Below are 23,088 nucleotides of genomic sequence, written 5' to 3' on the forward strand. Positions count from 1 at the left end.
ATGACTGAAGTATTCGATTCCGGCGCCTTTCTCTCCACCGTCAGTGGGCGCCCCGGCGTTTATCGCATGTTCGACAGCGATGCGCGCCTGCTCTATGTCGGCAAGGCCAAGAACCTCAAGAAGCGTTTGGCCAGTTATTTCCGCAAGACCGGGCTGGCGCCAAAAACCGCTGCGCTGGTCGGGCGTATCGCTCAGGTCGAAACGACCATCACCGCCAACGAAACCGAGGCGCTGCTACTCGAGCAGACGCTGATCAAGGAATGGCGGCCGCCGTACAACATTCTGTTGCGCGACGATAAATCCTATCCTTACGTATTCCTGTCGGACGGACAGTTTCCGCGTCTGAGCATTCATCGCGGCGCGAAAAAGGCCAAAGGCAAATACTTCGGGCCATACCCGAGCGCCGGGGCGATTCGCGAAAGTCTCAGCCTGTTGCAAAAGACTTTCTTCGTCCGTCAGTGCGAAGACAGCTATTACAAGAACCGCACCCGTCCGTGCCTGCAATATCAGATCAAGCGCTGCAAAGCCCCGTGCGTAGGCTTGGTCGAGCCTGAGGTGTACGCCGAAGACGTTCGTCACTCAGTGATGTTCCTTGAAGGCCGCAGCCATGCGCTGACCAATGAACTGTCGACGGCGATGGAGGAGGCCGCTATTAACCTGGAGTTCGAGCGCGCCGCCGAACTTCGCGATCAGATCGCCTTGCTGCGCCGAGTCCAGGATCAGCAGAGCATGGAAGGTGGCACGGGCGATATCGACGTCATCGCTGCGTTCGTGAATCCCGGTGGCGCCTGTGTCCACTTGATCAGTGTCCGTGGCGGACGCGTACTCGGCAGCAAAAATTTCTTCCCGCAGGTCGGGATTGAAGAAGACGTCTCTGAAGTGATGGCGGCGTTTCTCGGGCAGTATTTCATCAGCAGCCCGGAGCGCGATCTGCCGAGCGAGTTGATCGTCAACGTCGTTCACGAAGATTTCCCGACGCTGATCGAAGCCATTCACAAACTGCGCGGGCGTGAATTGGCTATCAGCCATCGGGTGCGTGGTACGCGAGCGCGCTGGCAACAGTTGGCCGTCACCAACGCCGAACAAGCATTGAGCGCACGACTGGCCAACCGTCAGCACACCGCTGCGCGTTTCGAAGCGCTGGCTGAAGTATTGAATCTGGACGAGCCGCCGCAACGGCTTGAGTGCTACGACATCAGTCATTCCAGCGGTGAAGCGACCGTCGCATCGTGCGTAGTGTTCGGCCCGGAAGGCGCGATCAAGTCGGATTACCGTCGCTACAACATCGAAGGCGTGACGGCGGGCGACGATTACGCCGCCATGCACCAGGCCTTGACCCGTCGTTTCAGCAAGCTGAAGGAAGGCGAGGGCAAGCTGCCGGATATTCTGCTGGTGGACGGTGGTAAAGGGCAGCTGTCGATGGCGCGTGACGTGCTCAACGAATTGGCGGTACCGGATCTGATCTTGCTTGGCGTCGCAAAAGGCGCAACACGCAAGGCTGGTTTCGAAACTCTGTATCTGAATGATGCGGCGCACGAGTTCACGCTTCGCGGCGACTCGCCGGCGCTGCATTTGATCCAGCAGATTCGCGACGAAGCTCACCGTTTTGCAATTACCGGGCACCGCGCACGTCGCGGCAAAACCCGGCGTACGTCAACGCTGGAAGGCGTTGCCGGTGTCGGGCCAACCCGGCGTCGAGATTTGCTCAAACATTTTGGTGGATTGCAGGAGCTGACTCGTGCCAGCATCGAAGAGATCGCCAAAGCCCCGGGGATCAGTAAAAAGCTCGCAGAGTCGATTTATGCGAACCTGCATAGCGAGTAGAATGCCCCCTCACCTCGTAGCCAGTTGTGCCGATGAATATCCCTAATCTGATTACCGTTCTACGCGTCCTGCTTATCCCGATCTTCATTTTGCTGTTCTATTTGCCGTACCAGTGGAGCTACATGGCGTCCGCTTCGGTGTTTGCCTTTGCCGCTGCAACGGACTGGCTGGATGGTTATCTGGCCCGTCGCCTGGAGCAAAGCACGCCATTCGGCGCCTTCCTCGACCCTGTTGCCGACAAGCTGATGGTTGCCGTCGCATTGGTGTTGTTGGTGCAAGAACACGGCAACCTGTGGTTGACTCTGCCAGCCGCCGTTATCATCGGTCGCGAGATTGTCGTGTCGGCACTGCGTGAGTGGATGGCCGAGCTGGGTGCTCGCGCGCATGTCGCCGTGTCCAATCTCGGCAAATGGAAAACCGCCGCACAAATGCTCGCGCTGGTGATCCTGTTGGCCAATCCGAAGGACTTTACCTTTTGGGTCATTCTGGGTTATTCGCTGTTGATGATCTCCGCAGGCCTGACGTTGTGGTCGATGGTTCAATACCTTCGCGCTGCCTGGCCGCATCTGAAGACCGATGTTGAAAAGAAATAAAACTTTTTTGAATCAAGGGGTTGACGGAGCTTCTTAATTCTATAGAATGCGCATCACCAAGCGGGAATAGCTCAGTTGGTAGAGCACGACCTTGCCAAGGTCGGGGTCGCGAGTTCGAGTCTCGTTTCCCGCTCCAAGTTTAAAACGCGTTTGTTGTTGTGCTACTGATAGCAAACGTTTTGAGGCCGAGTAGCAAAATGGTTATGCAGTGGATTGCAAATCCACCTACGCCGGTTCGATTCCGACCTCGGCCTCCACTATAAACAAGCTCCGTAGATCCATGATTTACGGAGCTTTTTTATTTGCGTTGCGCTGTACGATTTAGTCTTTAAAACAGCCAATGCGAACTTGCTTCACCGGGGAGTGATGTATATATTTCCCGCTCGGCTGTTCAAGCCTGCATCCTGTCAGGATCGCGACTGAACAGTCGGAGACAGCAACACCGCGCTACCGCCCGAATGGCGAAACTGGTAGACGCATGGGACTTAAAATCCCCCGCTCGTAAGGGCGTGCCGGTTCGATTCCGGCTTCGGGCACCATGAATATCAAGGGCTTGCATGACATATCTCATGCAAGCCCTTTTTTGTGCCCAGAAAAAACCCGCCCAGCATTCAGATCAACAATTCCAGCGTATCGAACAACTCAACATCTTCACTGCGCGCCGAACGCGCGCGACGGCGGATAACCTGCGTCAGGCACTCAACAAAACACTGAGCCGCCACGCCCAACTGCACATTGCGGGTGGTGACGATGCCTATCGTGTCAGTCGCAAAATCTTCCTTCAGCGGCAGTCGCGCCACGCGTTCGCCATACATTGGCACGGTCAACATCGGCTCGGGGAAGTAACTGAGCATGTCAGTTTGCTCAATCATCGATAACGTCAGCTGAGGTGAGTGCGCGCGGTGGATGTGCTGCATATCGATCTGCGCACCGTGTTGCCAGAACAGTTCGGTCATCAGGCCTTCGTGACTGGCATCCGGGTAGTTCACCACCCAATCCAGATCGAGCAATTCATGAATGGATTGACTGTGCCGCCGTGGATGCTCGCGGCGGGCAACGACCGCCATCTGATAAGCAAAGAGGGGGTCGCTGACGAATTCCGGTCGCGGCAGCAGCGAAGAGACCAGGCCAACCGCAAATTCCATCGTGCCGTCACGCAATCTTGGCAGCGCCACGGCCATCAACCCCTCGAAAATCTCCAGACGCACTTTCGGCATGCGTTGACGAAACAGCATCACCACTTCCGGCAATAACGTCATGCCCATCCAAGGTGAGATCCCCAACCTTAACTGGCCTTGCGCCTCGTGGCTCAGATGCGCGAGTTCCAGCTGCGCGCGCTCCAGTTGACTGAGCATCTGCCGCGCATGTTGCAGTAGAGACTGTCCGTATTGGGTCAGCACCACGCCGTTGGCATTGCGCACCAGCAGTGGCAAATGCAGGTGTTCTTCAAGCTCACGCAACGCTTTGGCGACTGAGGTCTGCGAGACACCCAGTTGCCGCGCGGCAGCACGAATGCTCCCGCAGTCGGCGGTCATCACCAGCGCGCGCAATTGATGCAGCTTCATCACTTCTCCCAGTCAAAGGTGTAAACCAGCGGGTTTCAGCCCCCGCTTTTTGCGACTGCCACGGCCATCGCCAACTGATTAGCATCGCAGCCTATCAGCGGAACACCCGAAAACAAGACTTTAAAAAATGAGGAGTACGTGATGATCGACCTGCCTGCGCTGCCCGGTATCCGCGCGATCGAGGAAGAAATGATTGCGCTGCGGCAACACATTCATGCCCATCCAGAATTGAGCTTTGAGGAGTTCGCCACTGCCGACCTCGTTGCCGGAAAACTTGAAGAATGGGGCTATCAGGTGCATCGCGGTCTGGCGGGCACCGGCGTCGTTGGACTGTTGCGCAACGGCAGCGGTAGTAAAATGATCGGCCTGCGTGCCGACATGGACGCCTTGCCGATTGTTGAGCAAACGGGCCTGGCGTATTCCAGCCGACACGATGGCGTGATGCATGCCTGCGGGCACGACGGTCATACTGCGATGCTGCTCGCGGCTGCCAGACATCTGGCCGACAGTCGCGAATTCGATGGCGCGCTGGTAGTGATTTTCCAGCCCGCAGAAGAGGGCGATGGCGGCGCGCAACGCATGTTGGATGACGGCTTGTTCGAGCTGTTTCCCTGCGATGCAGTGTTTGCGATGCACAACATGCCGGGCCTGCCGGTCGGCAAGCTCGGTTTTTTACCGGGGCCGTTCATGGCCTCCACCGATACCGTGACCATTCGAGTCGACGGTATTGGCGGGCATGGCGCGATGCCGCACAAAGCCATTGATCCGTTGTTTGTCGGCGCTGCGATTGTCATGGCGCTGCAAAGCATCGTCTCGCGCAACGTTAATCCGCTCGACACTGCCGTAGTCACCGTCGGCTCCTTCCACGCCGGCATCGCCCCGAACGTCATTGCCGATCACGCCGAACTGCAACTGAGCGTGCGCGCACTGAAACCTGAAGTTCGCGACGAATTGATCTTACGAATCACCGACCTTGCCGAAGCGCAGGCAACAAGCTTCGGCGCGAGTGCCACTGTCGTCGTCGATCAGGCCCAGCGTTTTCCGCCGTTGATCAACCATGCCGAAAGCACCGAATTTGCCCGACAAGTTGCCGTTGACTGGCTGGGTGAGGAGGGCCTGGTCCGCGATCTGCAACCGCTGACCGGCAGCGAAGATTTCGCGGTCATGTTGCAGCGCTGCCCCGGCTGCTACCTGCTGATTGGCAACGGGGACGGCGAGGGTGGCTGCATGGTGCACAACCCGGGTTACGACTTCAACGATCAATGCCTCGCGACAGGGGCCAGCTATTGGGTGCGCCTGGTTGAAACCTTTCTGCGCTGATTCGTGATCGATCTTTGAGGAGTTCACCCGATGTCTGCATCTGTTTCCAGCGCAATACCTGCGACTTCTTCAGTTCGAAAACCGCTTGGCGCGCGTGCCATTGCCGCGATCACCATCGGCTCCGGGCTGGAGTTCTACGATTTTTCTGTTTACAGCTTTTTTGCCACGCTCATTGGTCGGCAGTTTTTCCCGGTGGAAAGCACGTTAGGACAATTGCTGCTGTCACTGGCAACCTTTGGTGTCGGCTTCGGCATGCGCCCGATTGGCGGTTTGGCGTTGGGCGCTTATGCCGACCGGGTCGGGCGTAAACCGGCGATGATGCTGACGCTTTGGCTGATGGCGCTGGGTTCGCTGATGTTTGCCATCGCGCCGACGTATGCGCAGATCGGTCTCGCGGCGCCGGTGATCATAGTGCTGGCGCGGCTGGTGCAGGGCTTCGCGATCGGTGGCGAAGTGGGCGCTTCCACGGCGATGTTGATGGAATACGCTGACGATCGCAGTCGTGGCTTTTATGGCAGTTGGCAGCTGTTCAGTCAGGGATTGAGCTTCATGCTCGGCGCGCTGGTGGCGCTGGCGCTCAGTTCATCCTTGAGCGCTGAAGCACTGGAAAGCTGGGGCTGGCGGCTGCCGTTTGTGTTGGGGATGCTGGTGATTCCTGTCGGCATCTACATCCGCCGTCATTTGAAGGAAACCGCCGCTGAAACGCCAGAGGGCAATGAGGCGACATCCAGTCTGCGAGTCATTTTCAGGGACTATCGGCGCACGGTCGTCAGCGGTGTGTTGCTGGTGATCGGCAGCACGGCATCCAGCTATATCGTGCTCGACTACATGACCAACTACACCGTGACTGTCCTGCATCTGCCGATGACCATGGGCACGACGGCTGCCTGTCTTGGCGCGCTGGTGCAGATCAGCCTGTCGATCTGGGCGGGGCGGTTGAGTGATCGCATCGGTCGGCGGCGCACGATTGCGCTGGGCTGCGTTCCGATGCTGCTGCTGATTTATCCGGCCTTTATGTTGATGAATCTGTATCCGACGCTGGTAACACTGCTGGCCGTTTCATTGGTCACCACGTTTCTGTTGGTGCTGATTACCGTGCCGACACTGGTGCTGGTGACCGAGCTGTTTCCACGGGCGATTCGTGCGACCGGGTTGTCGATCATTTATTGCCTGGGCGTCTCTGTTTTCGGCGGCTTTGCGCAGTTTTTTGCCACCGGGCTTATCGGGCTGACGGGCAATAACAACGCGCCAGCCCTGTACATGATGTTCTGCGTCGGTCTGACCTTGATCGGTTTGATGAGGGTCAAGGAGACCGCCGGCAAGCCGCTGGATTAGTGTTCGGCTGTTTGTTTCAGCGTTTCATATGCCTTGGCCGTCGCTCTTTCAATTCAGCATCTATAGTCAAATTCCTAAGTCCAAACAGGTGGAATTCGTCATGAAACGATTAGGTCTGTTCTTCGCGTCTTTGATTGTTGCAACACCGCTGTTTGCCGCTGATGACTTGTGCGCCATTAACTTGCAGAAACTGCACGACCTCAAACAGACGGCAGTGATGGGACAGCCTGCTTTGGGCAATATCCAGCAAGACCGTAAAGATGCCGAGGCCGCGCAAAAGGCAGGCGACAAACAGAAGTGTATTGATTTAACGAACCGGGCTTTGAAGACCGTGAAGGATGTTCAGGGCAACAACTAGTAAGCAATGGGCCGGCACTCGCCGGCCCATTTTTATTGCGGACTAAACGAAGGCTTGTCCGGCAAAGCCGCGAGGCAGGCGTTGACGCCCAGGCATCGCAGTCAAACGCTCTACCCATGAGGAGCGCCAGTTGACGGCGTGGTGTGTGGTTTTGGCCTGGCGTGTTGCGCGTCGAGCCGCGTTACGCTGATCTTTTCTGGCTTGCTTGTACGCATCTGTGTTACGGCAGCTGCGGCACTTCACGCGATTGAGTTCGCGGCTGGCAGTGAGATGTTTGCCTTTATGCCCGCAGGCTAAATGACCATCGACGTTGAAATGGATAACCATGAATCGTCTCCTTTGTGACGTGTACTAAATTGTGACCACTGATAGCCGCAGGTGTTCGCCGAGCCAAATTTCAGGCAAAAAAACACCCGCATGCGGGCGGGTGTTAAGTGTGATCTCCAAAGGAGTGATTTCACTGTAGGCGCGCAGATGTGATGATTTTGTGAAAATAAACAAATCAACGAGGAAAATATAAACGCCGGACAGATAATCCCTCGGTAACACAGCCGTCGCCGCTCTAGAGCCCCGATCGAAAGTCGCAGCGGGGCGTTCGTGCTATTCGCGTTTGTTATCTAAACCGTGGCAGAGGCCGGTCAATGGGTCTGAGCGCCGACAGCGTGTTGCGAATCAACGGCGCGTCTTTCTCGATGTCATTCAGACGATCGCGAATACGCAGGGCGGTGGGGTGACCGCCTTGATGATCAACCCAGTCGGCGATCTCTTTGCAAGCGGCCGCGAGGCGCGCCTGCCGGGCGTCGAGCAAGGTGAGGAGGGTGGTGATGGACTCTTTTTCGGACATGGAACACCTCCGTTCGGTGAAACCGCTGAGCGGCAGCAAAAAGCCCGCGAACTGCGAGCTTTATGCCGTTGGGGCGCTGATCCTTCAGCTGGTTTCAGTATAGACCCGCAAATGATCAGCATCAGGCTGACGATTCGCGAGCCGGTAATATCGAACTCGCTGCGTTGAGGCGCAGGCATTCGCGCCGTGCGTCTTCCTCCCGGTCGTAGCCATCGCCGATGAAACCGCCTGTGCGTGTATCGCAAATGCGAAACCAGCCGATGGCTTCGGCGGGTTCGTGCTGGCTGTCCTCGGCGCGACGACCATGAATGATGATCTTGTTGCAACGCTTCACAACGAAAATGTCTTCCATGGCGTCACCGCAGCTGATTCGTGTCAGATCAACTATAGAAGCCTGTGGCAATCGTGCAAAAAATAGTCAGCTCAACTCGTCGGTTGCAGCAGCCAACCGCTTGGCTGCCACGTTAGCCGATGGCTTGGATTCAACGCTTGTAGAAACGTCTGGTCGTGGGAAACCGCGACAATGGCGCCGGGAAAACTCTGTAATGACTGTTCGAAAGCTTCCACCGAGCCCAGATCCAGATGATTGGTCGGTTCATCTAGCAAGAGCAATTGCGCCGGAGTCTGGCGCCACAACGCCAATGCCAGTGCAGCCTTCAGGCGTTCGCCGCCGCTGAGCAAAGCGCAGGGCTGGGTCGCACGCAGGGCATTTAGTTGAAGGTGCGCCAGATAACTGCGCAGGGTGCCTTCGCTCAACGGAGTTTGCTGAGCCAGCAACTGGTCAACAATGGATTTTCCGTCATCAAGCAGACGCAGTTGTTGATCGAGGAACGCGAGCGGTACGTGAGTCGTGCAGGTACCGCTGGCCGGTTCCAGTTCGTCGGCGAGCATGTTCAGAAGGGTCGATTTACCGCAGCCGTTAGGGCCACTGACGGCGATGCGCATCGGCCCCTGGATCGTGAGACTCAGTCGGCTCGCCGGCGATAACCACGGCAGGCACGCATCCACGAGCGTGCAGACTTGGCGGCTGTTCGGCACTACGCTGCCCGGAAGATTGATCAGCACGCTGTCTTCGGGCGACACCTTTGTAAATGCCTCACGCACGCGGTTATCGAGATCGGATTTACGCGCCTGATGGCCAACGCGCACATGTCCCATGATGTCCCGCGCCGCGCCTTTCATCCCGGCGCGTTCGATGCTGGAAGCGTTCGCGGTTTGCGCATTGCGACGGCTGTTGGCGGCATGGCGCTGGATCGTGTCGTGCTCGCGTTGCAGGCGGGAACGTTCGCGCTGACGTTCGGTTCTGGCGTGGTCGAGTTGTGCCTGAGCGGCTGCGTGTTGCAGGCTTCGTTGTTCGGTAAAGGCTGAGTAGGAGCCGCTGAAAACATTTACGCCCAACGGCGTCAGTTCGACGATCCGCTGCATCCGCTCCAGCAACTGTCGATCGTGACTGATGACGATCAGACCGCCGCGCCAGTGATTGAGTGTATTCAGCAGCCAGTGGCGACCGGCGCTGTCCAGATGATTGGTCGGCTCATCGAGCACCAGCAATTGCGCCTGGCTCAACAGTGCTTTGATCAGGGCGATTCTGACTTGTTGGCCGCCACTGAGGTTTTCGGTGAGGTCGGTATCAGCGATATCGGTGAGTCCGCACTCATCAAGCATCTGCCGTAAACGTTCCGGCAAATCCCAGCGATCGCCGATGATGTCGAAATCGTCGGCGCTGGCATTGCCCTGGTCGAGGCGCTGCAGTGCTTCAAGTACTTGGGCTGTACCCGTCGCGTCCGCCACCGTTTGGCCGGGTGCACCGACAAATATTTGGGAAACGTACATCACAGGCACTGCGCTTGAAACGCTCCCGGAGGTGGGCTGTAGCTGCCCGGCAATCAGGCGCGCGAGCACGCTTTTACCGACACCGTTGCGACCGACAATCGCGGTCGGGACATGATCGAAATGCAGATTCAGTGCGTTGAAAATCGTCTCGCCATTGGCGAATTGGAAACTCAGCTGATTGAGCGAGACGAGGGCAGGCGTACGCGAGACGTGAGTCATCGGCACCTCCAAAAAATGTCGTGAAGACTGACAAACGCCAAGCGGCGACTGTCGCGATTACATTTTTAGAAGGCCTGATTGTTCACTTCTGCGGTCATCCTGAAGAGGGGAAGGTGGCTAGCCTAGACGACGATGCGCGGACGATCAAGGTGCGACGGCCATCTCGCTCATCCGTTCGAGAAACATCGCCAGGGCCACTTCTTCGCTGCGCAGACCCTTGCGCACGCGTGGGCGCGGCAGTTCGGCGAGGGCGCCGAGCATGAATTTTTCCACCACCGCTGGGTGGATGTAGCACTTGCGGCACACCGCTGGCGTATTGCCCAACTGTTTGGCGACGCCTTTGACCATGTCGACCACATGCCGTTTGGCCTCGGTTTCCGACTCCCATTGCAGTTCACGCAACACCGCCAAGGCCAAGGCGCTGCCGGCCCAGGTGCGGTAATCCTTGGCGGTGAAATCGGCGCCGGTCAGGGTTTGCAGGTAACTGTTGACGTCGGAAGAACTGACGGTGTGCCGTTCGCCGTGTTCGTCCAGGTACTGAAACAGATTCTGGCCGGGGAGCTCCAGGCAGCGTTTGATAATCCGCGCGAGGCGTCGATCCTTGACGGTGATCTGGTGTTCGATGCCACTCTTGCCGCGAAATTGAAACAGGATCGCGCTGCCATTCACTTCGACATGGCGACTGCGCAGGGTGGTCAGCCCGTAAGAGCGATTGTCGCGGGCGTATTGCGTGTTGCCGACGCGAATCAACGTGGCGTCGAGCAGAGTGATCACCGTGGCCATAACCTTGTCGCGGCTAAAGCCGGGCGCGGCCAGTAGTGTTTCCAGTTGTTTGCGCAGTTTCGGCAGCGCCAGACCGAACTCGCGCAGCCGCGAATATTTGTCGGCATCGCGCACTTCGCGCCAGCGAGCGTGATAGCGATATTGCTTGCGACCCCGGGCATCGCGGCCTGTAGCTTGCAGATGACCGCGCGGGTCGGCGCAGATCCACACATCGACATAGGCCGGCGGAACCGCGAGGGCGTTGATGCGTTTTATTTCGTCCGGGTCGGTAATGCGCTGACCGGACGGCTCGAAATAGGCGAACTTGCCGCGCAGTTTTTTGCGGGTGATGCCGGGCTGCGTGTCATCGACGTAGTGCAGGTCGGATGGCAGTGCATCGGTCAGCTCGGTTTCGGACATGGCGACTTCCTTAAGTGGCGCGGCGGTCTGTAAAACGATTGACCGCGCGCTCTCGCCGTGGTGCCGAATGATTTATGCGAGCACTGCAACTGCCTTGATTTGCGCCCAGAGTTGCTGGCCCGGATGGATCGCCAAGTGATCGCGCGAGTAGCGGGTGATGCGCGCGAGCAGTGGGGTGCCCCCGGCATCGAGACGAATCAGCACATGGGCGGCATTGTCCGCCGCTTGTTCGCTGACCACCGTGACCGGCAGTCGATTGAGGATGCTGCTGGAAGCGTCATTGTGCAGCGCCAGACTGATGTCCCGCGCGTGCACTTTGCAGCGCAGGGCCTGGCCGACAGTCATCGGTTCGTGAGTGACACGAATGTTCATTTCGGTGGCCGGCAGTTGCAGGCTCAGCAGTTGGTACTGCGCATCGTAAGCGCTGACCTGACCTTCGATGATTACCCCGGCGTCATCACCCATTGCCATCGGCAGATCCAGACGCGCGAGGGTTTCGCCAATCGGGCCGCTGGCCAGCGCCTTGCCGTCGCTGAGCAACACCAGATGGTCGGCCAGTCGCGCGACTTCGTCCTGCGCGTGGCTGACATACAGCACTGGAATGTCCAGTTCGTCATGCAACCGTTGCAGATAAGGCAGGATTTCGCTTTTTCGTTGGCTGTCGAGGGCGGCGAGGGGTTCGTCCATCAGCAACAGTTTCGGGCTGGTCAGCAGTGCGCGGGCGATGCCGACACGCTGGCGTTCACCGCCGGACAAATGCTGCGGATGGCGTTCGAGCAAGTGGCCGATGCCGAGCAGTTCGGTGGCTTGTGCCAGATCAACCCGGCGCTGCGATTTGGCGATACGTTTGAGGCCGAATTGCAGGTTGGCCAGCACCGACAGATGCGGAAACAGACTGGCTTCCTGAAACACATAACCCAACGCGCGTTTATGCGGCGGGACGAAAATGCCGTTGTCGCTGTCCTGCCAGATTTCGTCGTTGATTTGCACGAAGCCTTGCTCGGCGCGCTCCAGGCCGGCAATGCAGCGCAGGCAGGTGGTTTTGCCCGAGCCGGAATGTCCGTATAACGCGGAAACACCGCGCCCCGGCAAGTGCAGATCGACATCCAGGCTGAAGCCCGAATAAGCGATTTTCAGACGTGCATCGATCATCGATCAGCTCCAGCCTGCGCGGGTTTTGCGGCTGGAATAGAGCGCCAGCAACACCAGGAACGAGAACACCAGCATGGCACCGGCGAGCCAATGGGCCTGCGCGTATTCCATGGCTTCGACGTGGTCGTAGATTTGTACCGAGACCACACGGGTCTTGTCGGGAATATTGCCGCCGATCATCAGCACGACGCCGAATTCACCGACGGTGTGCGCGAAACCGAGGATCGCCGCCGTGATAAAACCGGGACGGGCCAGCGGCAGAATCACGCTGAAAAAAGTGTCCCAAGGATTGGCGCGCAAGGTCGCCGCCACTTCCAATGGGCGGGTGCCGATCGCCGAGAACGCGTTTTGCAACGGTTGCACCACGAACGGCATAGAATAGATCACCGATCCAATCACCAGTCCGGTGAAGCTGAACGTCAACGTGCCAAGCCCGAGCCATTGGGTGAACTGGCCGAGGAAACCGTGCGGGCCCATCATCAGCAACAGATAAAAACCAATGACGGTCGGCGGCAGCACGAGGGGCAGGGCGACGATCGCCCCGATCGGGCCGCGCAACCACGATTGGGTGCGCGACAACCACAGGGCAATCGGAGTGCCGACAACCAGCAGGATCGCGGTGGTCAGGGACGCCAGTTTCAGGGTCAGCCAGATCGCCGCGAAATCGGCACTCGTCAGCGACATTTAGAGCTGGTAGCCGTAAGACTTGATCACCGCAGCGGCTTTCGGGCCTTTGAGGTATTCAACCAGCGCTTCGGCGGCGGCGTTGTCTTTGCCTTTGTTGAGGATTACCGCGTCCTGTTTGATCGGGTCGTGCATGCTGGCTGGAACGATCCACGCCGAACCGCTGCTGACTTTGCCGTCCTTGTAGATCTGCGACAGCGCTACAAAGCCCAGTTCGGCGTTGCCGGTGGAAACGAACTGGTAGGCCTGAGTGATGTTCTGGCCTTCAACGATCTTGGCTTTGGTGGCTTCGGTCAGTTTCAGTTTTTCCAGCACCTGGGTGGCGGCCAGGCCATAAGGCGCAGCTTTCGGGTTGGCGATGGAGAGGTGCTGGTATTCGTTCTTCTTCAGCACGTCGCCTTTGCCATCGACATAGCCTTCTTTTGCCGACCACAGCGCCAGGGTGCCGATGGCGTAGGTGAAGCGCGAGCCTTTAACGGTATCGCCTTCCTTCTCGAGTTTTTCCGGGGTAGTGTCGTCGGCCGAGAGGAACACTTCGAACGGCGCGCCGTTCTTGATCTGGGTGTAGAACTGGCCAGTGGCGCCGTAGGCTGCGATCAGTTTGTGCCCGGTGTCTTTTTCGAAATCTGCCGCGATCGCCTGAATCGGTGCGGTGAAGTTGGCGGCAACTGCCACTTGCACTTCATCAGCCTGAACGGCGCCGATGGCGAAGGTCGCCAGCAAAGCGGCCAGGCAAGTTGGGGCAAAACGTGAGGCACGAGTGGTCATGTAACAGCTCCGTTGTTGGCAAGTGCAGAGGGCAGTTATTGTTGGAGGTAGACTGCGCCGATGCGAGGGGGTGAATTCGCTATATAGCGAAATATATAGCGAAACACTCCCCTGTGGCGAGGGGATTTATCCCCGTTGGCGCGCGCAGCAGGCCCTCTTTCCAATTGCTGCGAAATCCGTCCGCTACCTCACAAGTTTCGCCAACGCCCCCTCAGCCAACTGCCTCGTCAATTCCGCACTACTGACGTCCCGCCCCAGCGTAAACGCCTGCCCCGCCCAAAGATTGGCAAACTGCGCATCATCCTTCGCTCGCAGCGGCATCAGCGCGCCACCAGCCAAAGGAAAGGCCGGCGCCTTCGCCGACATCGGCCCGAGTTCGCGCATCACACGGTTGAGAATCCCACGCGCCGGGCGCCCGGTAAAAATGTTGGTGACGGCCGTTTCACTTTCCTTGGCTGTACGCAGGGCCTTGTGATGTGAGGCACTGACTTTCGCTTCCGGGGTGAACAGATACGCCGTGCCGACCTGCACCGCTGACGCACCGAGCATGAACGCCGCTGCCACCCCGCGAGCATCGGCAATCGCACCGGCTGCAATCACCGGAACCTTCACCGCGTCAACCACCTGCGGTACCAAAGCAAAGGTGCCGACCTGACTGCTCAGGTCATCGCTGAGAAACATCCCGCGATGGCCGCCGGCTTCATAGCCCATGGCAATGATCGCGTCGCAGCCGTTTTGCTCCAGCCACACGGCTTCATCGACGGTGGTGGCCGAGGAGATGATTTTCGCGCCTGTGGCCTTGACCCGATCCAGCAGAGATTTTTCCGGCAGACCGAAGTGGAAACTCACCACGTCAGGGCGAAACTCTTCCAGCACCTCGCAAGCGGCTGCATCAAACGGCGCCCGATTGGACACCGGCGTCGGTGCATCAAAGTCGACGCCCAGTTCACGGTAATAAGGCTTCAGCAAATTCTTCCATTCACGCGCGCGCTGTTCATCGGCTGCCGGTGGCTGATGGCAGAAGAAATTCACGTTGAAAGGTTTGTCGGTGTGCTCGCGGATCGTTTTCAGTTCTTCACGTAACTGCTCAATGCTCAACATCGCGGCGGGCATCGAACCCAAGCCACCAGCGTTGCACACGGCAATCACCATCGACGAGTTCGTGGCGCCGGCCATCGGGGCCTGGATGATCGGCAACTCGATGCCGAACAGATCAAGAATGCGGGTGTCTGGCCATTGGCTCATGAAAGCGGTACTCCGAACGTTGAAACGGGCAGGGACGGCTGAGCCGGTTTTTTAACAGCAAAACCGGACTCAGGGCCAGTCCGAAATTCACAAGCCGTTAACGTCGATGGAATCCGCCGCCTCCACCACCACCGAAGGAGTGATTCATGAATTGCGAGGAGTTGTGGAAGTTGTTGGTGCGCTGGTTGCCGAAATTACGCGCAGCGGAATCGCGATTGAGATTTTGCAGCTGTGGGTTGTTGTTCAGCGGCGCCGCGCGTGTGCTGCCACCACCGCCGACCATCGATTGCCAGCCACTGTCGGTTTTTTTGTAGACGTTGCCGTCGCGCCCGGCATAAACGTTGTTGCCGACCTGCGCTGCGCCACCGTTGCGTCCGTGGATAGCGCCATATTGGGTGGTCTTGCCGGTATTAGGGTTGTACACCGCGCCGCGATTGGCAGTGACCTGCGTACCGGTGCGCGTATTACCCTCTGTCAGGCGCGCGCCGGCGATAGCGCCGCCATTCGGCCCGACGACTGCACCGCTGCGGCCGGTCGCGTAATTGCCGTTGTAGACGTTGTGTACCGCGCCGCGTTGACCGGCGGCCGCCACACCGGTGCGCGAGTTGTAGGAGGAGCCGACCTGACCTGCCCAGCGATTGCCGGTCCAGGCGTTGTAACCGGCGCCGTAGCGGCTGACCGTCGCGCGGTCACCCCACTGATGATAGATATTGCCGGTGGTGCCGGCCCATCCGCCCGGGCCCCACGCCACTGCGCCGCCACGATAACCATAAGCAGCGCCGCCCCAGGCCAGTGGCGCTGGATACAAGCGCGGGCCCCAGGCGTAACCCCAGCCGTAATTTCCCCACCACGGATAAGCGCCCCAGCCCCAGCCCATCGCCACGGTGCTGCCGCCCCAACTCCAGCCGAAACCGTATCCGAATGTCCATCCAGTCCACGGGGTGTAACGGATCGCGACGCCGAAACCGTAAGTTACCGGCGGCCCGTACCAGACGCTACCGACCCACGGCGTGTACGGATAACCGGTGCCGTACACCACGACATTAGTCACTGGATCAATATTGGAGCCCTGATAACCTGGGGTATAACCGACCACCACGGTATCACCGCTGGACTCATAGACTTTCACGTAAGTCAGGTAATGCATCGGCGAACTCGGCGGAATCGAATAGATCACCGCCGGCACCGAACTGGCCACGACCCACGGGCCGTTCACCGACGTGGCGGTAAACCAGATGCCGTTTTCCACGGCGTACCAACTGTTGTTGTCGACCCGGATGATCGGTGTGGCGCTGTTGACTACATATTGCAACGGCGTGGTGTTGATCGCTTTGAGCTGCGGCTCGCCATCGAACTGCGGTGCGGTCATTTTCACCGCGCTTTTCTTGATCGCCGAGGTCTGCGGAATAGTCGCGGCAATCGCCGCTTCTTTCGCTTGCGGAGTGCCGGCGACCGAGGCTTTGACGTTCTCTTTCGGGCTGTCGTCGGGAATGTTGGCGAAGTCTGCCGGCAGTTTGTCCGCCGGGGTGAACGTCCATGGGCCCTTCATGTCGCTGGCACGGAACCAGCGTCCGGAGATCAACACGTAACTGTTCTGATCACCGATTTCCTTGAAGATATGCCCGGTGGTGTTGCTGACGTAGAGCAGGCCGGTGCCCTGAATCGGCAGCCATTGCGGCGCGCCGTCAGTTACCAGTAACTCGGTAGGCGTGGTCGCAATGAAGATCTTTGGCTGCGGCGGTTTGGCCAGGCTGGGGATCTTGTCTTTCGGATCACTTTGCCCGGTCAGCAGATCGACCTGACGGCTTTTGATGGCGGCCTGTTTGGCTTTTTCCAGATCGGCGGGCGGTTTTGCCAGACGTGTGTAATCACCGTTGATCTGGTCTGCGACCATCCAGCCATCAAACACGTGCAGATAGTGTTTGCCTTGTTCGTCCTTGAGCAGCAGCGGGCGAGTATTGATCACTCGTTGCAGCGACGTGCCTTCCACCGGCCGATACGCCGCATCACCGTCGATGTACACCAGCATCGCCGGGACGTCGGAACTGATGATGGTCGGCGGGGTGTTTTCCAGCGGAGCGCTGTCCGCCTTCTGTTCTGCCGACAATACGCCGACAGCGGCTTCGAGCTGATCAAGGGAAATGGTTTTCTTGCGCTTGTCGGCATCTTTTTGCAGCGCCGCCGACCAATTGTCGGCCTGACTGGCATCGGCCGGGAAATCGGCTTTGATGATTTTGTATTGATCGAGCGCGACCCAGCGGGTGGCCTTGTCGACCAGGGTGTGGGCGCTGAACTCGACGATGCCGTAAGTGGATTTACCATCAGCGCCGGTAGCTTCGACAGCCGCGCGAGCGTTGAGCGTGTAACCGTCCCAACTGTCGAGTTGCGGTTGGTACACAGTCAATTTCGATTTGCCGCTGCTAATGACTTGTGGCCACGCCGGCTCACTCGGTGCAGCAGATGTTGCCGCATCAGCAGCCGGGGCAGGCGCCGCCCACGCATTGCCAAATGCCAGCAGACTGAGCATCAGCATCACTACAAGAGAACGCGGGTGAGACATCGTCAACTCCATCGACAAGGTGATTCTAGAGGGCTTGGCCAAGATCAGCAGGGTAGTCGAAAAAGCATAGACGCCGACAATGAAATTACCCGATGAAATTTAAGCCAGGCACAAAGTCGAGTGTGGCAACGTGTTGCAATGTGGTATTTCAAGGCACGACATTTCAACATCCAGCCATGCGAGGGCACTCATGTTCAACGCCATTGTGATCAACAAAGACGACAGCGGTTACCGCGCCGACCTGCAGCAACTCAATGAAGATCAATTGCCCGACGGCGATGTCACGGTGCAGGTGGCCTACAGCACGCTGAACTTCAAGGACGGTCTGGCGATTACCGGCAGCAGCCCGGTGGTGCGCAAGTTTCCGATGGTGCCGGGGATTGATCTGGCGGGCACCGTCGAAGCCAGTTCGCATCCCGACTATAAAGTGGGCGACAAGGTGTTGCTCAACGGCTGGGGCGTCGGCGAATCCCATTGGGGTGGTCTGGCGCAGAAAGCGCGACTCAATGGCGATTGGCTGATTCCGTTGCCCGAAGCTTTCACCGCTGCACAAGCCATGGCCATTGGCACGGCGGGTTACACGGCGATGCTGTGCATTCTCGCGCTCGAGCATAACGGCGTGACCCCGGAGCAAGGCGAGGTGCTGGTGACTGGCGCCAATGGCGGCGTCGGCAGCTTTGCCATTGCTCTACTCAACACGCTGGGTTATCGCGTCGTGGCGTCCACTGGCCGGGCTTCTGAGCACGAATACTTGAAGCAACTTGGCGCCAGCGAAATCATCGATCGTGCAACCCTGTCCGAACCGGGTAAGCCATTGGCGAAGGAGCGCTGGGCGGCGGTGATCGATTCGGTCGGCAGCCATACATTGGCCAACGCCTGCGCCAGTACGCGTTCCGAAGGCACCGTTGCCGCGTGTGGATTGGCGCAGGGCATGGACTTCCCGGGCTCGGTTGCACCGTTCATTTTGCGCGGCGTGACCCTCGCGGGCGTCAACAGCGTGACTCAACCCAAGGCCCGTCGCGTGCAGGCTTGGGAACGTCTGGCCAAAGATCTGGATTTCGCCTTGTTGCTCCTGATCAGCCATGAAATCGCTTTAAGCGAGGCGATTAATGCTGCGCCTGAGTTGCTTGCCGGGCGCATTCGTGGCCGGGTGGTGGTCGACGTCAATCGCTGAGAATCAGCCGACGCTAGGCCTGCGTTTCGCGATCCAGTAACAGGCGCTTACGCTCGACGCCCCAACGGTAACCGGAGAGGTTGCCGTCGCTGCGCACCACACGGTGACAGGGGATCGCTACCGCCAACCGGTTCGCACCACAGGCCTGAGCCACCGCGCGCATCGAGGTTGGCGCGCCGATGCGCAGGGCAATCTCGGAATAACTGGCAGTGCTGCCCGCCGGGATTTCCCGCAGCGCTTGCCAGACGCGCTCCTGAAATGCCGTGCCTCTGACGTCCAGCGGCAAGTCGAGGCCAATGGCCGGCGCTTCAATAAACCCCACGACTTTTGCGATCAACTGCTCAAAATCGCTATCGGCACCAATCAGATTGGCGCGGCGAAACTGATCCTGCAAATCACACACCAATTGGTGCGGATCGTCCCCCAGCAGAATCGCGCAAACCCCACGATCACTTTGCGCCACCAGAATCGCCCCGAGCGAGCATTCGCCGACAGCGAAGCGGATATCGTTGTTCTGCCCGGCCGCGCGGTAATCACCGGGTTTCATGCCGAGCACCTGATCGGCTGATTCATAGAAACGACTATTGGAATTAAAACCCGCGTCATACAGCGCATCGGTCACCGAGCCGCCGTCCGCCAAGCGTTCACGCACCCTGCGCGAGCGATGCGCGGCGGCGTAACCTTTCGGGGTGAGTCCGGTAGAAGCTTTGAACACGCGGTGGAAATGAAACGGACTCAAGCCTGCTGTTTCCGCGAGGTCATTCAGCGTCGGTAACGTTTCAGACGACTCAATCTGCCGACAGGCTTGCGCCACCGTCTTCGCGTGTTGAGCGTTGACCTCCGTCTGATCTTTACCGGCGCGCTTACTCGGCCGATAACCCGCCGCTTCAGCCTCGGCAGCACTGTCGAAAAACTCCACATTCTGGGGTTTTGGAAGGCGCGCCAGGCTACTCGGGCGGCAATAGATGCCGGTGGTTTTCACGGCGTAGACAAACCGCCCGTCCGCCCGTGGGTCGCGGGCAACGACGGCGGCCCAGCGTGGATCGTTTTCGATGTTGAGGTGGGTCGAAAGCGTTTTCATGAAGGTTAATCCGTTGGCCTGTTTGATTCAGGTTATCCAGCGCCGGCGAGGACAACACTCCGGGCCTTGCGGTCAAACTCTTAAGCTTATCCGGCTACGCGGAAGGTCAGGTTGATCCGCTGCTCACCGAGTTGCGGATGACGACCCTGTTTGATCGGTAACACGCCATGAAAGCGCAGCCGATCGACGCCGCCCCAAATCACCATGTCGCCGTGCAGCAACGGAACACGTTGGGTCTTGTCGCTGCGGGCAAAACCGCCGAACAGAAACATCGCCGGTAAACCCAGTGACAGAGAAACGATCGGCGCGGCGTAGGCATTTTCGTCTTTGTCCTGATGCAAAGACATTTTGGCGCCGGGGATATAGCGATTGATCAGGCAGGAATCTGCCACAAAATCAGGAAAACCGGCTTGGGTGGCGGCTGAATGGGCCAATTCAGCGAAGGCCTCTGGCATTGATGGCCATGGCGCTCCACTGAGCGGGTCGACGCTGGAGTAACGATAGCCACTGCGGTCGGTGATCCAGCCCAAAGCGCCACAACTGCTGGTACCGACGGACATGCTGAATCCGCCCGGCGTCATCATGCTGCGCAATGGCGCGGCTTCAAGTACGTTTTCCAGTGCCGGTAGAAGTTGATCGACAACAGGCAGCGCAAACCCCCTCAGCACCCACGATTGTTCACCGATCTGGTCTGCGCGAGGCTGTTGTTGCGGTTCGTTGTCAGCGAACAGGTCGAAGTTGCTCGGTTGCATGGTGTTCACAATGCGTCGTGAAAGATGATGCCTAGGGTATGCCGATTTCCACTGTGCAGGCGACTGACGCCGTGACGCATGGTCACCCGATAGTCGCCGCGTACTCCTTTGACCGGTCGTTGGTTCACCGCGAAGATCAAGGCGTCGCCTTTTTTCAGATCCATGACGTGAACGCGTGATTGCATGCGTGGGCGCTGTTCGGTCAAAACAAACTCGCCGCCGGTGAAATCTTCGCCAGGCTCTGACAGAAGAATCGCCACTTGCAGCGGAAATAACCGTTCGCCGTACACGTCCTGATGCAGACAATTGTAGTCCTGCGGGCCATAGCGCAGTAACAGCGGAGTAGGGCGCGTCTGTTCGGCGGCGTGACATTGCTGAATAAATTCAGCGTGCGTCGTCGGAAAACGCTCGGGCATATTCATGCGCGCCTGCCAGCGATTCGCGAGCGGCGCGAGATACGGATACAACGCTGTGCGCAGCCGTTCTACGGCTGTGGGCAATGGATAGCGGAAGTATTTATATTCGCCGCGACCGAAGCCGTGGCGGGCCATGATGACCTGCGAACGGAACGGTTCGGTCTGCCGGTACAAGTCACTCAAACGATCACACGTCTGGCCAAGCAGCAGGGAGCGGATGATGACAAAACCATCCTGATCCAGTTGCTGCTCCAGCGCTGACCAGTCGAGCGAATTCAGTCGGGCAGGGGACATTGGCATGCTGATTCCTGGACGCAAAGTCGAGGTGATCAGGCTAGACACATCCCTGCGGCAGAACACTCCGCCGCTTGCGGTCGAATTCGCAGCGGCGCCTTACAACGCTTTGCTGACGCTGATTTCGCTGATCACATCTTCGTTGTCATGCAGGGCATCGAGTGCAGCCTTTGCTTCTTCGGCGGTACCGTTTTCCAACTGCGCGAACTCAAAGCGGCGTTCGCCATTGAGTTTGTACTTGATGACGTATTTGGTCGTTTGGGCCACGTTCATGCTTACCTGTGTGCGTTGGCGGGATCGGCTCAGCTCAGTTTGGTGCTGGAGCGGCGGATGATCTTGATCGAGTGCGTCAGGGTCGGCTTGCGGGTCACGCTGATCGGGCGGCGGTTGACGGTGTCGATGGTGATGTTCCAGAAACCGGTGCTCGGTGCGGTGATGCGGGCCGGAAACGTGTCGAAAGCGCCGCCGTGGTAGGTGTGACGGCCGCCGTTCTTGAAGCTGCGGAAGTTGGCGTCGTTCATCAGACGGATGTTGCAGGTTTGCGAGCATTGAATGACGACGATGTCGTCTTCGTTGAGGTGCTCGCGCTGGTGAATAAATTTCATGGGCGCCTCCAGAAGGGCTTTTTCTACAAAATCAAAACGATAGCTTGTCGATTGGGCGCAGTTTATCAGCCCGCACGGGTTATTATCTGGCCGTCGGGCGTTGGTTTGACAATTTTGAACAGATATTCGCGATTGGATGCAGGTTAAATGCAGAAGACCTCGGAGAAAAACGGCATTTGTGCTGTCGGACGGTCTTTAAAGGAGGATTTGTATGAAGTGGGGTGTGGTGTGTCTGCCGTTGGTTTTGGCTTTGGGTGGTTGCGCGAATGTTGCCGAAATCAATGAAACGTTGCCGACCATGGTCGTGATCTCTGGCAAGAAGCCCCATGAGTATGCGCAGTGCCTGGCAGAAAAACTGGCTGACAGCCGTGGTGCATTGCAGGTTCAACCGAAGAAGGACGGTGTCGAAGTGATCGTCCCCGGCAAACTTTCCACTGGCGCGGCGGCGGTGTTTGACATCGAAGACCGCTCCGGCGGCAGCAGCATCAAGCTGCACGAGCGCATGTCCAATGTGCCGGTACGCCCTCGCGATGTGCGTAACGCGGCCAACGCCTGCATCTCTGGCTGATAGACTGGCCGTCATCAGCATCAATGCCGCCACAGTCATGCTGTGGCGGCATTTTCATTTCTGGAGTCGCGATGAAGCGAGAGCAAGTGCGGGAGCGCCATGCAGAGGGCCTCATCTCTGCCACCCATGTCATCCAGAACCCGGCGAACTCGGGTGAATGGATTGTCTTTTTCAAGAAAAGCGCCGGTCGCAGCTATTTTCTGGTCGACGATAACGACGAAGTCGAATCGTTCAGCAAACTCGATGACTTGATCGAAGTCGTGCGCGGCCTCGGGATCAAGTTCGCCGAAATTCACATGTAACGCTTATTTGCAGACCACCACGACGCTGCGGGTTTTGTAGTTGCCGACGTCGACGCCCAGCGTTTTGTCGCTCTCTTTAGGTTGTGGTGTGCCGTCGGTGCCAACGATGCGGTAGCCGGTGCCGGCGCAGGAGGCGTCAGCCTTCTCATAGCAAGTGGCCCAGGAATTGGCTTCGCCGGAGCAATCGATGGTCAAGCCCTGTTCACCGGTTTTCAGGTACGTCGGCTCAGAGGTGGCGCAGCCGGCCAATGCCAGTACTGCAATCAGTGGCAAAAAATTGTTTATGTTCATAGGTGTCGTCTTCAGCGAGTAGGGGGACTAGACGCTCTGACAGCGCCGGCGTGAAAAGGTTATAGCGATTGGCCACTTGTTTGCACGTGGACACAAAAAAGCCCTGCGTATTGGCAGGGCTTG

The 23,088-nt window shown here is 58.3% G+C and carries 25 protein-coding genes and 3 tRNA genes; 11 read left to right on the forward strand and 17 right to left on the reverse strand.

The genetic code is table 11. The features are described from left to right. The 5 genes from uvrC to QMX93_RS06910 all read left to right on the forward strand — a co-directional run bounded on the left by uvrC (position 1) and on the right by QMX93_RS06910 (position 2,956). Positions 1–1,824 (forward strand): excinuclease ABC subunit UvrC, encoded by a 1,824-nt coding sequence (gene uvrC / locus QMX93_RS06890; protein ID WP_053120410.1) that lies wholly within the window; start codon positions 1–3, stop codon positions 1,822–1,824. Between the two features lie 32 nt (positions 1,825–1,856). Continuing rightward, positions 1,857–2,417, forward strand: coding sequence for a CDP-diacylglycerol--glycerol-3-phosphate 3-phosphatidyltransferase (gene pgsA, locus QMX93_RS06895; protein WP_053120408.1), 561 nt, complete (start codon positions 1,857–1,859; stop codon positions 2,415–2,417). 60 nt (positions 2,418–2,477) lie between these two features. Then, positions 2,478–2,553 (forward strand) — tRNA-Gly (locus tag QMX93_RS06900). 47 nt (positions 2,554–2,600) lie between these two features. Beyond that, positions 2,601–2,674, forward strand: a tRNA-Cys gene (locus tag QMX93_RS06905). Positions 2,675–2,869: 195 nt separating this feature from the next. Beyond that, positions 2,870–2,956 (forward strand) — tRNA-Leu (locus QMX93_RS06910). A gap of 72 nt (positions 2,957–3,028) precedes the next feature. On the opposite strand, the gene QMX93_RS06915 is transcribed toward QMX93_RS06910, so the two are convergent. Then, on the reverse strand, positions 3,029–3,982 hold the full coding sequence (locus QMX93_RS06915) for a LysR substrate-binding domain-containing protein (protein WP_282353958.1): 954 nt from the start codon (positions 3,980–3,982) through the stop codon (positions 3,029–3,031). 141 nt (positions 3,983–4,123) lie between these two features. Between QMX93_RS06915 and QMX93_RS06920 the strand changes: the two genes are divergently transcribed. From QMX93_RS06920 to QMX93_RS06930, 3 genes are all read left to right on the forward strand, one after another. Further along, a complete protein-coding gene (locus QMX93_RS06920; protein WP_282353960.1) occupies positions 4,124–5,302 on the forward strand; it encodes a M20 aminoacylase family protein in 1,179 nt (392 codons plus the stop codon). Between the two features lie 30 nt (positions 5,303–5,332). Further along, positions 5,333–6,637 (forward strand): MFS transporter, encoded by a 1,305-nt coding sequence (locus tag QMX93_RS06925; RefSeq protein ID WP_282353962.1) that lies wholly within the window; start codon positions 5,333–5,335, stop codon positions 6,635–6,637. A 100-nt stretch (positions 6,638–6,737) separates the two neighbouring features. Then, positions 6,738–6,995, forward strand: coding sequence for a hypothetical protein (locus tag QMX93_RS06930; protein ID WP_282353964.1), 258 nt, complete (start codon positions 6,738–6,740; stop codon positions 6,993–6,995). Positions 6,996–7,037: 42 nt separating this feature from the next. Here the strand turns inward: QMX93_RS06930 and QMX93_RS06935 are convergent, their stop codons facing one another. The 10 genes from QMX93_RS06935 to QMX93_RS06980 form a co-directional block, all read right to left on the reverse strand. After that, the gene (locus QMX93_RS06935; protein WP_282353968.1) at positions 7,038–7,322 is read right to left on the reverse strand and encodes a hypothetical protein; all 285 of its coding nucleotides are present in this window, start codon (positions 7,320–7,322) and stop codon (positions 7,038–7,040) included. Positions 7,323–7,608: 286 nt separating this feature from the next. Next, the gene (locus tag QMX93_RS06940; RefSeq protein ID WP_053120399.1) at positions 7,609–7,839 is read right to left on the reverse strand and encodes a hypothetical protein; all 231 of its coding nucleotides are present in this window, start codon (positions 7,837–7,839) and stop codon (positions 7,609–7,611) included. Between the two features lie 121 nt (positions 7,840–7,960). Further along, complete coding sequence (locus tag QMX93_RS06945) at positions 7,961–8,191, reverse strand: hypothetical protein (RefSeq protein ID WP_053120397.1); 231 nt, start codon at positions 8,189–8,191, stop codon at positions 7,961–7,963. 71 nt (positions 8,192–8,262) lie between these two features. Continuing rightward, positions 8,263–9,891, reverse strand: coding sequence for an ABC-F family ATP-binding cassette domain-containing protein (locus QMX93_RS06950; protein ID WP_282353972.1), 1,629 nt, complete (start codon positions 9,889–9,891; stop codon positions 8,263–8,265). A gap of 144 nt (positions 9,892–10,035) precedes the next feature. Continuing rightward, positions 10,036–11,073 (reverse strand): DNA topoisomerase IB, encoded by a 1,038-nt coding sequence (locus tag QMX93_RS06955; RefSeq protein ID WP_053120393.1) that lies wholly within the window; start codon positions 11,071–11,073, stop codon positions 10,036–10,038. A 72-nt stretch (positions 11,074–11,145) separates the two neighbouring features. Next, positions 11,146–12,225 (reverse strand): molybdenum ABC transporter ATP-binding protein, encoded by a 1,080-nt coding sequence (gene modC / locus QMX93_RS06960; RefSeq protein WP_282353974.1) that lies wholly within the window; start codon positions 12,223–12,225, stop codon positions 11,146–11,148. Positions 12,226–12,228: 3 nt separating this feature from the next. Further along, positions 12,229–12,909 (reverse strand): molybdate ABC transporter permease subunit, encoded by a 681-nt coding sequence (modB, locus tag QMX93_RS06965; protein WP_212550761.1) that lies wholly within the window; start codon positions 12,907–12,909, stop codon positions 12,229–12,231. After that, entirely contained in the window at positions 12,910–13,677 is a 768-nt protein-coding gene (gene modA / locus QMX93_RS06970) for a molybdate ABC transporter substrate-binding protein (RefSeq protein ID WP_282353979.1), read from the reverse strand. It lies immediately after the preceding gene. A gap of 183 nt (positions 13,678–13,860) precedes the next feature. Continuing rightward, positions 13,861–14,922, reverse strand: coding sequence for a nitronate monooxygenase (locus QMX93_RS06975; RefSeq protein WP_282353980.1), 1,062 nt, complete (start codon positions 14,920–14,922; stop codon positions 13,861–13,863). A 97-nt stretch (positions 14,923–15,019) separates the two neighbouring features. Further along, positions 15,020–17,482: an autotransporter gene (locus tag QMX93_RS06980; RefSeq protein ID WP_282353981.1), complete on the reverse strand. Its 2,463-nt coding sequence runs from the start codon at positions 17,480–17,482 to the stop codon at positions 15,020–15,022. A 190-nt stretch (positions 17,483–17,672) separates the two neighbouring features. Between QMX93_RS06980 and QMX93_RS06985 the strand changes: the two genes are divergently transcribed. Beyond that, a complete protein-coding gene (locus QMX93_RS06985) occupies positions 17,673–18,656 on the forward strand; it encodes an MDR family oxidoreductase (RefSeq protein WP_282353983.1) in 984 nt (327 codons plus the stop codon). 13 nt (positions 18,657–18,669) lie between these two features. Here QMX93_RS06985 and ada read toward each other — a convergent pair whose 3' ends face one another. The 5 genes from ada to QMX93_RS07010 form a co-directional block, all read right to left on the reverse strand. After that, complete coding sequence (gene ada, locus QMX93_RS06990; RefSeq protein ID WP_282353984.1) at positions 18,670–19,737, reverse strand: bifunctional DNA-binding transcriptional regulator/O6-methylguanine-DNA methyltransferase Ada; 1,068 nt, start codon at positions 19,735–19,737, stop codon at positions 18,670–18,672. 86 nt (positions 19,738–19,823) lie between these two features. Then, positions 19,824–20,489: a DNA oxidative demethylase AlkB gene (alkB, locus tag QMX93_RS06995; protein ID WP_282354074.1), complete on the reverse strand. Its 666-nt coding sequence runs from the start codon at positions 20,487–20,489 to the stop codon at positions 19,824–19,826. A gap of 5 nt (positions 20,490–20,494) precedes the next feature. Then, on the reverse strand, positions 20,495–21,205 hold the full coding sequence (locus QMX93_RS07000; RefSeq protein ID WP_282353987.1) for a 2OG-Fe(II) oxygenase: 711 nt from the start codon (positions 21,203–21,205) through the stop codon (positions 20,495–20,497). Between the two features lie 93 nt (positions 21,206–21,298). Continuing rightward, complete coding sequence (locus tag QMX93_RS07005; protein ID WP_282353989.1) at positions 21,299–21,472, reverse strand: hypothetical protein; 174 nt, start codon at positions 21,470–21,472, stop codon at positions 21,299–21,301. Positions 21,473–21,501: 29 nt separating this feature from the next. Further along, positions 21,502–21,804: a DUF1883 domain-containing protein gene (locus tag QMX93_RS07010; protein ID WP_007946189.1), complete on the reverse strand. Its 303-nt coding sequence runs from the start codon at positions 21,802–21,804 to the stop codon at positions 21,502–21,504. A 211-nt stretch (positions 21,805–22,015) separates the two neighbouring features. On the opposite strand from QMX93_RS07010, the gene QMX93_RS07015 reads away from it, so the two are divergent. Both QMX93_RS07015 and QMX93_RS07020 read left to right on the forward strand, forming a co-directional pair. Beyond that, positions 22,016–22,372 (forward strand): hypothetical protein, encoded by a 357-nt coding sequence (locus QMX93_RS07015; RefSeq protein WP_159812356.1) that lies wholly within the window; start codon positions 22,016–22,018, stop codon positions 22,370–22,372. A 71-nt stretch (positions 22,373–22,443) separates the two neighbouring features. Further along, entirely contained in the window at positions 22,444–22,674 is a 231-nt protein-coding gene (locus tag QMX93_RS07020; RefSeq protein WP_053120375.1) for a hypothetical protein, read from the forward strand. 3 nt (positions 22,675–22,677) lie between these two features. On the opposite strand, the gene QMX93_RS07025 is transcribed toward QMX93_RS07020, so the two are convergent. Then, positions 22,678–22,965: a hypothetical protein gene (locus tag QMX93_RS07025; RefSeq protein ID WP_053120373.1), complete on the reverse strand. Its 288-nt coding sequence runs from the start codon at positions 22,963–22,965 to the stop codon at positions 22,678–22,680. Positions 22,966–23,088: the final 123 nt, after the last annotated feature.

The sequence above is a fragment of the Pseudomonas sp. PS01303 genome (genome assembly GCF_029959385.1).
Taxonomy (GTDB): domain Bacteria; phylum Pseudomonadota; class Gammaproteobacteria; order Pseudomonadales; family Pseudomonadaceae; genus Aquipseudomonas; species Aquipseudomonas rustica.

Bases quoted from the DNA above. Each gene is read 5' to 3' on its own strand.
- uvrC (WP_053120410.1), top strand. From the start codon at position 1: ATGACTGAAGTATTCGATTCCGGCGCCTTTCTCTCCACCGTCAGTGGG.
- pgsA (WP_053120408.1), top strand. From the start codon at position 1,857: ATGAATATCCCTAATCTGATTACCGTTCTACGCGTCCTGCTTATCCCG.
- QMX93_RS06915 (WP_282353958.1), bottom strand. From the start codon at position 3,982: ATGAAGCTGCATCAATTGCGCGCGCTGGTGATGACCGCCGACTGCGGG.
- QMX93_RS06920 (WP_282353960.1), top strand. From the start codon at position 4,124: ATGATCGACCTGCCTGCGCTGCCCGGTATCCGCGCGATCGAGGAAGAA.
- QMX93_RS06925 (WP_282353962.1), top strand. From the start codon at position 5,333: ATGTCTGCATCTGTTTCCAGCGCAATACCTGCGACTTCTTCAGTTCGA.
- QMX93_RS06930 (WP_282353964.1), top strand. From the start codon at position 6,738: ATGAAACGATTAGGTCTGTTCTTCGCGTCTTTGATTGTTGCAACACCG.
- QMX93_RS06935 (WP_282353968.1), bottom strand. From the start codon at position 7,322: ATGGTTATCCATTTCAACGTCGATGGTCATTTAGCCTGCGGGCATAAA.
- QMX93_RS06940 (WP_053120399.1), bottom strand. From the start codon at position 7,839: ATGTCCGAAAAAGAGTCCATCACCACCCTCCTCACCTTGCTCGACGCC.
- QMX93_RS06945 (WP_053120397.1), bottom strand. From the start codon at position 8,191: ATGGAAGACATTTTCGTTGTGAAGCGTTGCAACAAGATCATCATTCAT.
- QMX93_RS06950 (WP_282353972.1), bottom strand. From the start codon at position 9,891: ATGACTCACGTCTCGCGTACGCCTGCCCTCGTCTCGCTCAATCAGCTG.
- QMX93_RS06955 (WP_053120393.1), bottom strand. From the start codon at position 11,073: ATGTCCGAAACCGAGCTGACCGATGCACTGCCATCCGACCTGCACTAC.
- modC (WP_282353974.1), bottom strand. From the start codon at position 12,225: ATGATCGATGCACGTCTGAAAATCGCTTATTCGGGCTTCAGCCTGGAT.
- modB (WP_212550761.1), bottom strand. From the start codon at position 12,909: ATGTCGCTGACGAGTGCCGATTTCGCGGCGATCTGGCTGACCCTGAAA.
- modA (WP_282353979.1), bottom strand. From the start codon at position 13,677: ATGACCACTCGTGCCTCACGTTTTGCCCCAACTTGCCTGGCCGCTTTG.
- QMX93_RS06975 (WP_282353980.1), bottom strand. From the start codon at position 14,922: ATGAGCCAATGGCCAGACACCCGCATTCTTGATCTGTTCGGCATCGAG.
- QMX93_RS06980 (WP_282353981.1), bottom strand. From the start codon at position 17,482: ATGTCTCACCCGCGTTCTCTTGTAGTGATGCTGATGCTCAGTCTGCTG.
- QMX93_RS06985 (WP_282353983.1), top strand. From the start codon at position 17,673: ATGTTCAACGCCATTGTGATCAACAAAGACGACAGCGGTTACCGCGCC.
- ada (WP_282353984.1), bottom strand. From the start codon at position 19,737: ATGAAAACGCTTTCGACCCACCTCAACATCGAAAACGATCCACGCTGG.
- alkB (WP_282354074.1), bottom strand. From the start codon at position 20,489: ATGCAACCGAGCAACTTCGACCTGTTCGCTGACAACGAACCGCAACAA.
- QMX93_RS07000 (WP_282353987.1), bottom strand. From the start codon at position 21,205: ATGCCAATGTCCCCTGCCCGACTGAATTCGCTCGACTGGTCAGCGCTG.
- QMX93_RS07005 (WP_282353989.1), bottom strand. From the start codon at position 21,472: ATGAACGTGGCCCAAACGACCAAATACGTCATCAAGTACAAACTCAAT.
- QMX93_RS07010 (WP_007946189.1), bottom strand. From the start codon at position 21,804: ATGAAATTTATTCACCAGCGCGAGCACCTCAACGAAGACGACATCGTC.
- QMX93_RS07015 (WP_159812356.1), top strand. From the start codon at position 22,016: ATGAAGTGGGGTGTGGTGTGTCTGCCGTTGGTTTTGGCTTTGGGTGGT.
- QMX93_RS07020 (WP_053120375.1), top strand. From the start codon at position 22,444: ATGAAGCGAGAGCAAGTGCGGGAGCGCCATGCAGAGGGCCTCATCTCT.
- QMX93_RS07025 (WP_053120373.1), bottom strand. From the start codon at position 22,965: ATGAACATAAACAATTTTTTGCCACTGATTGCAGTACTGGCATTGGCC.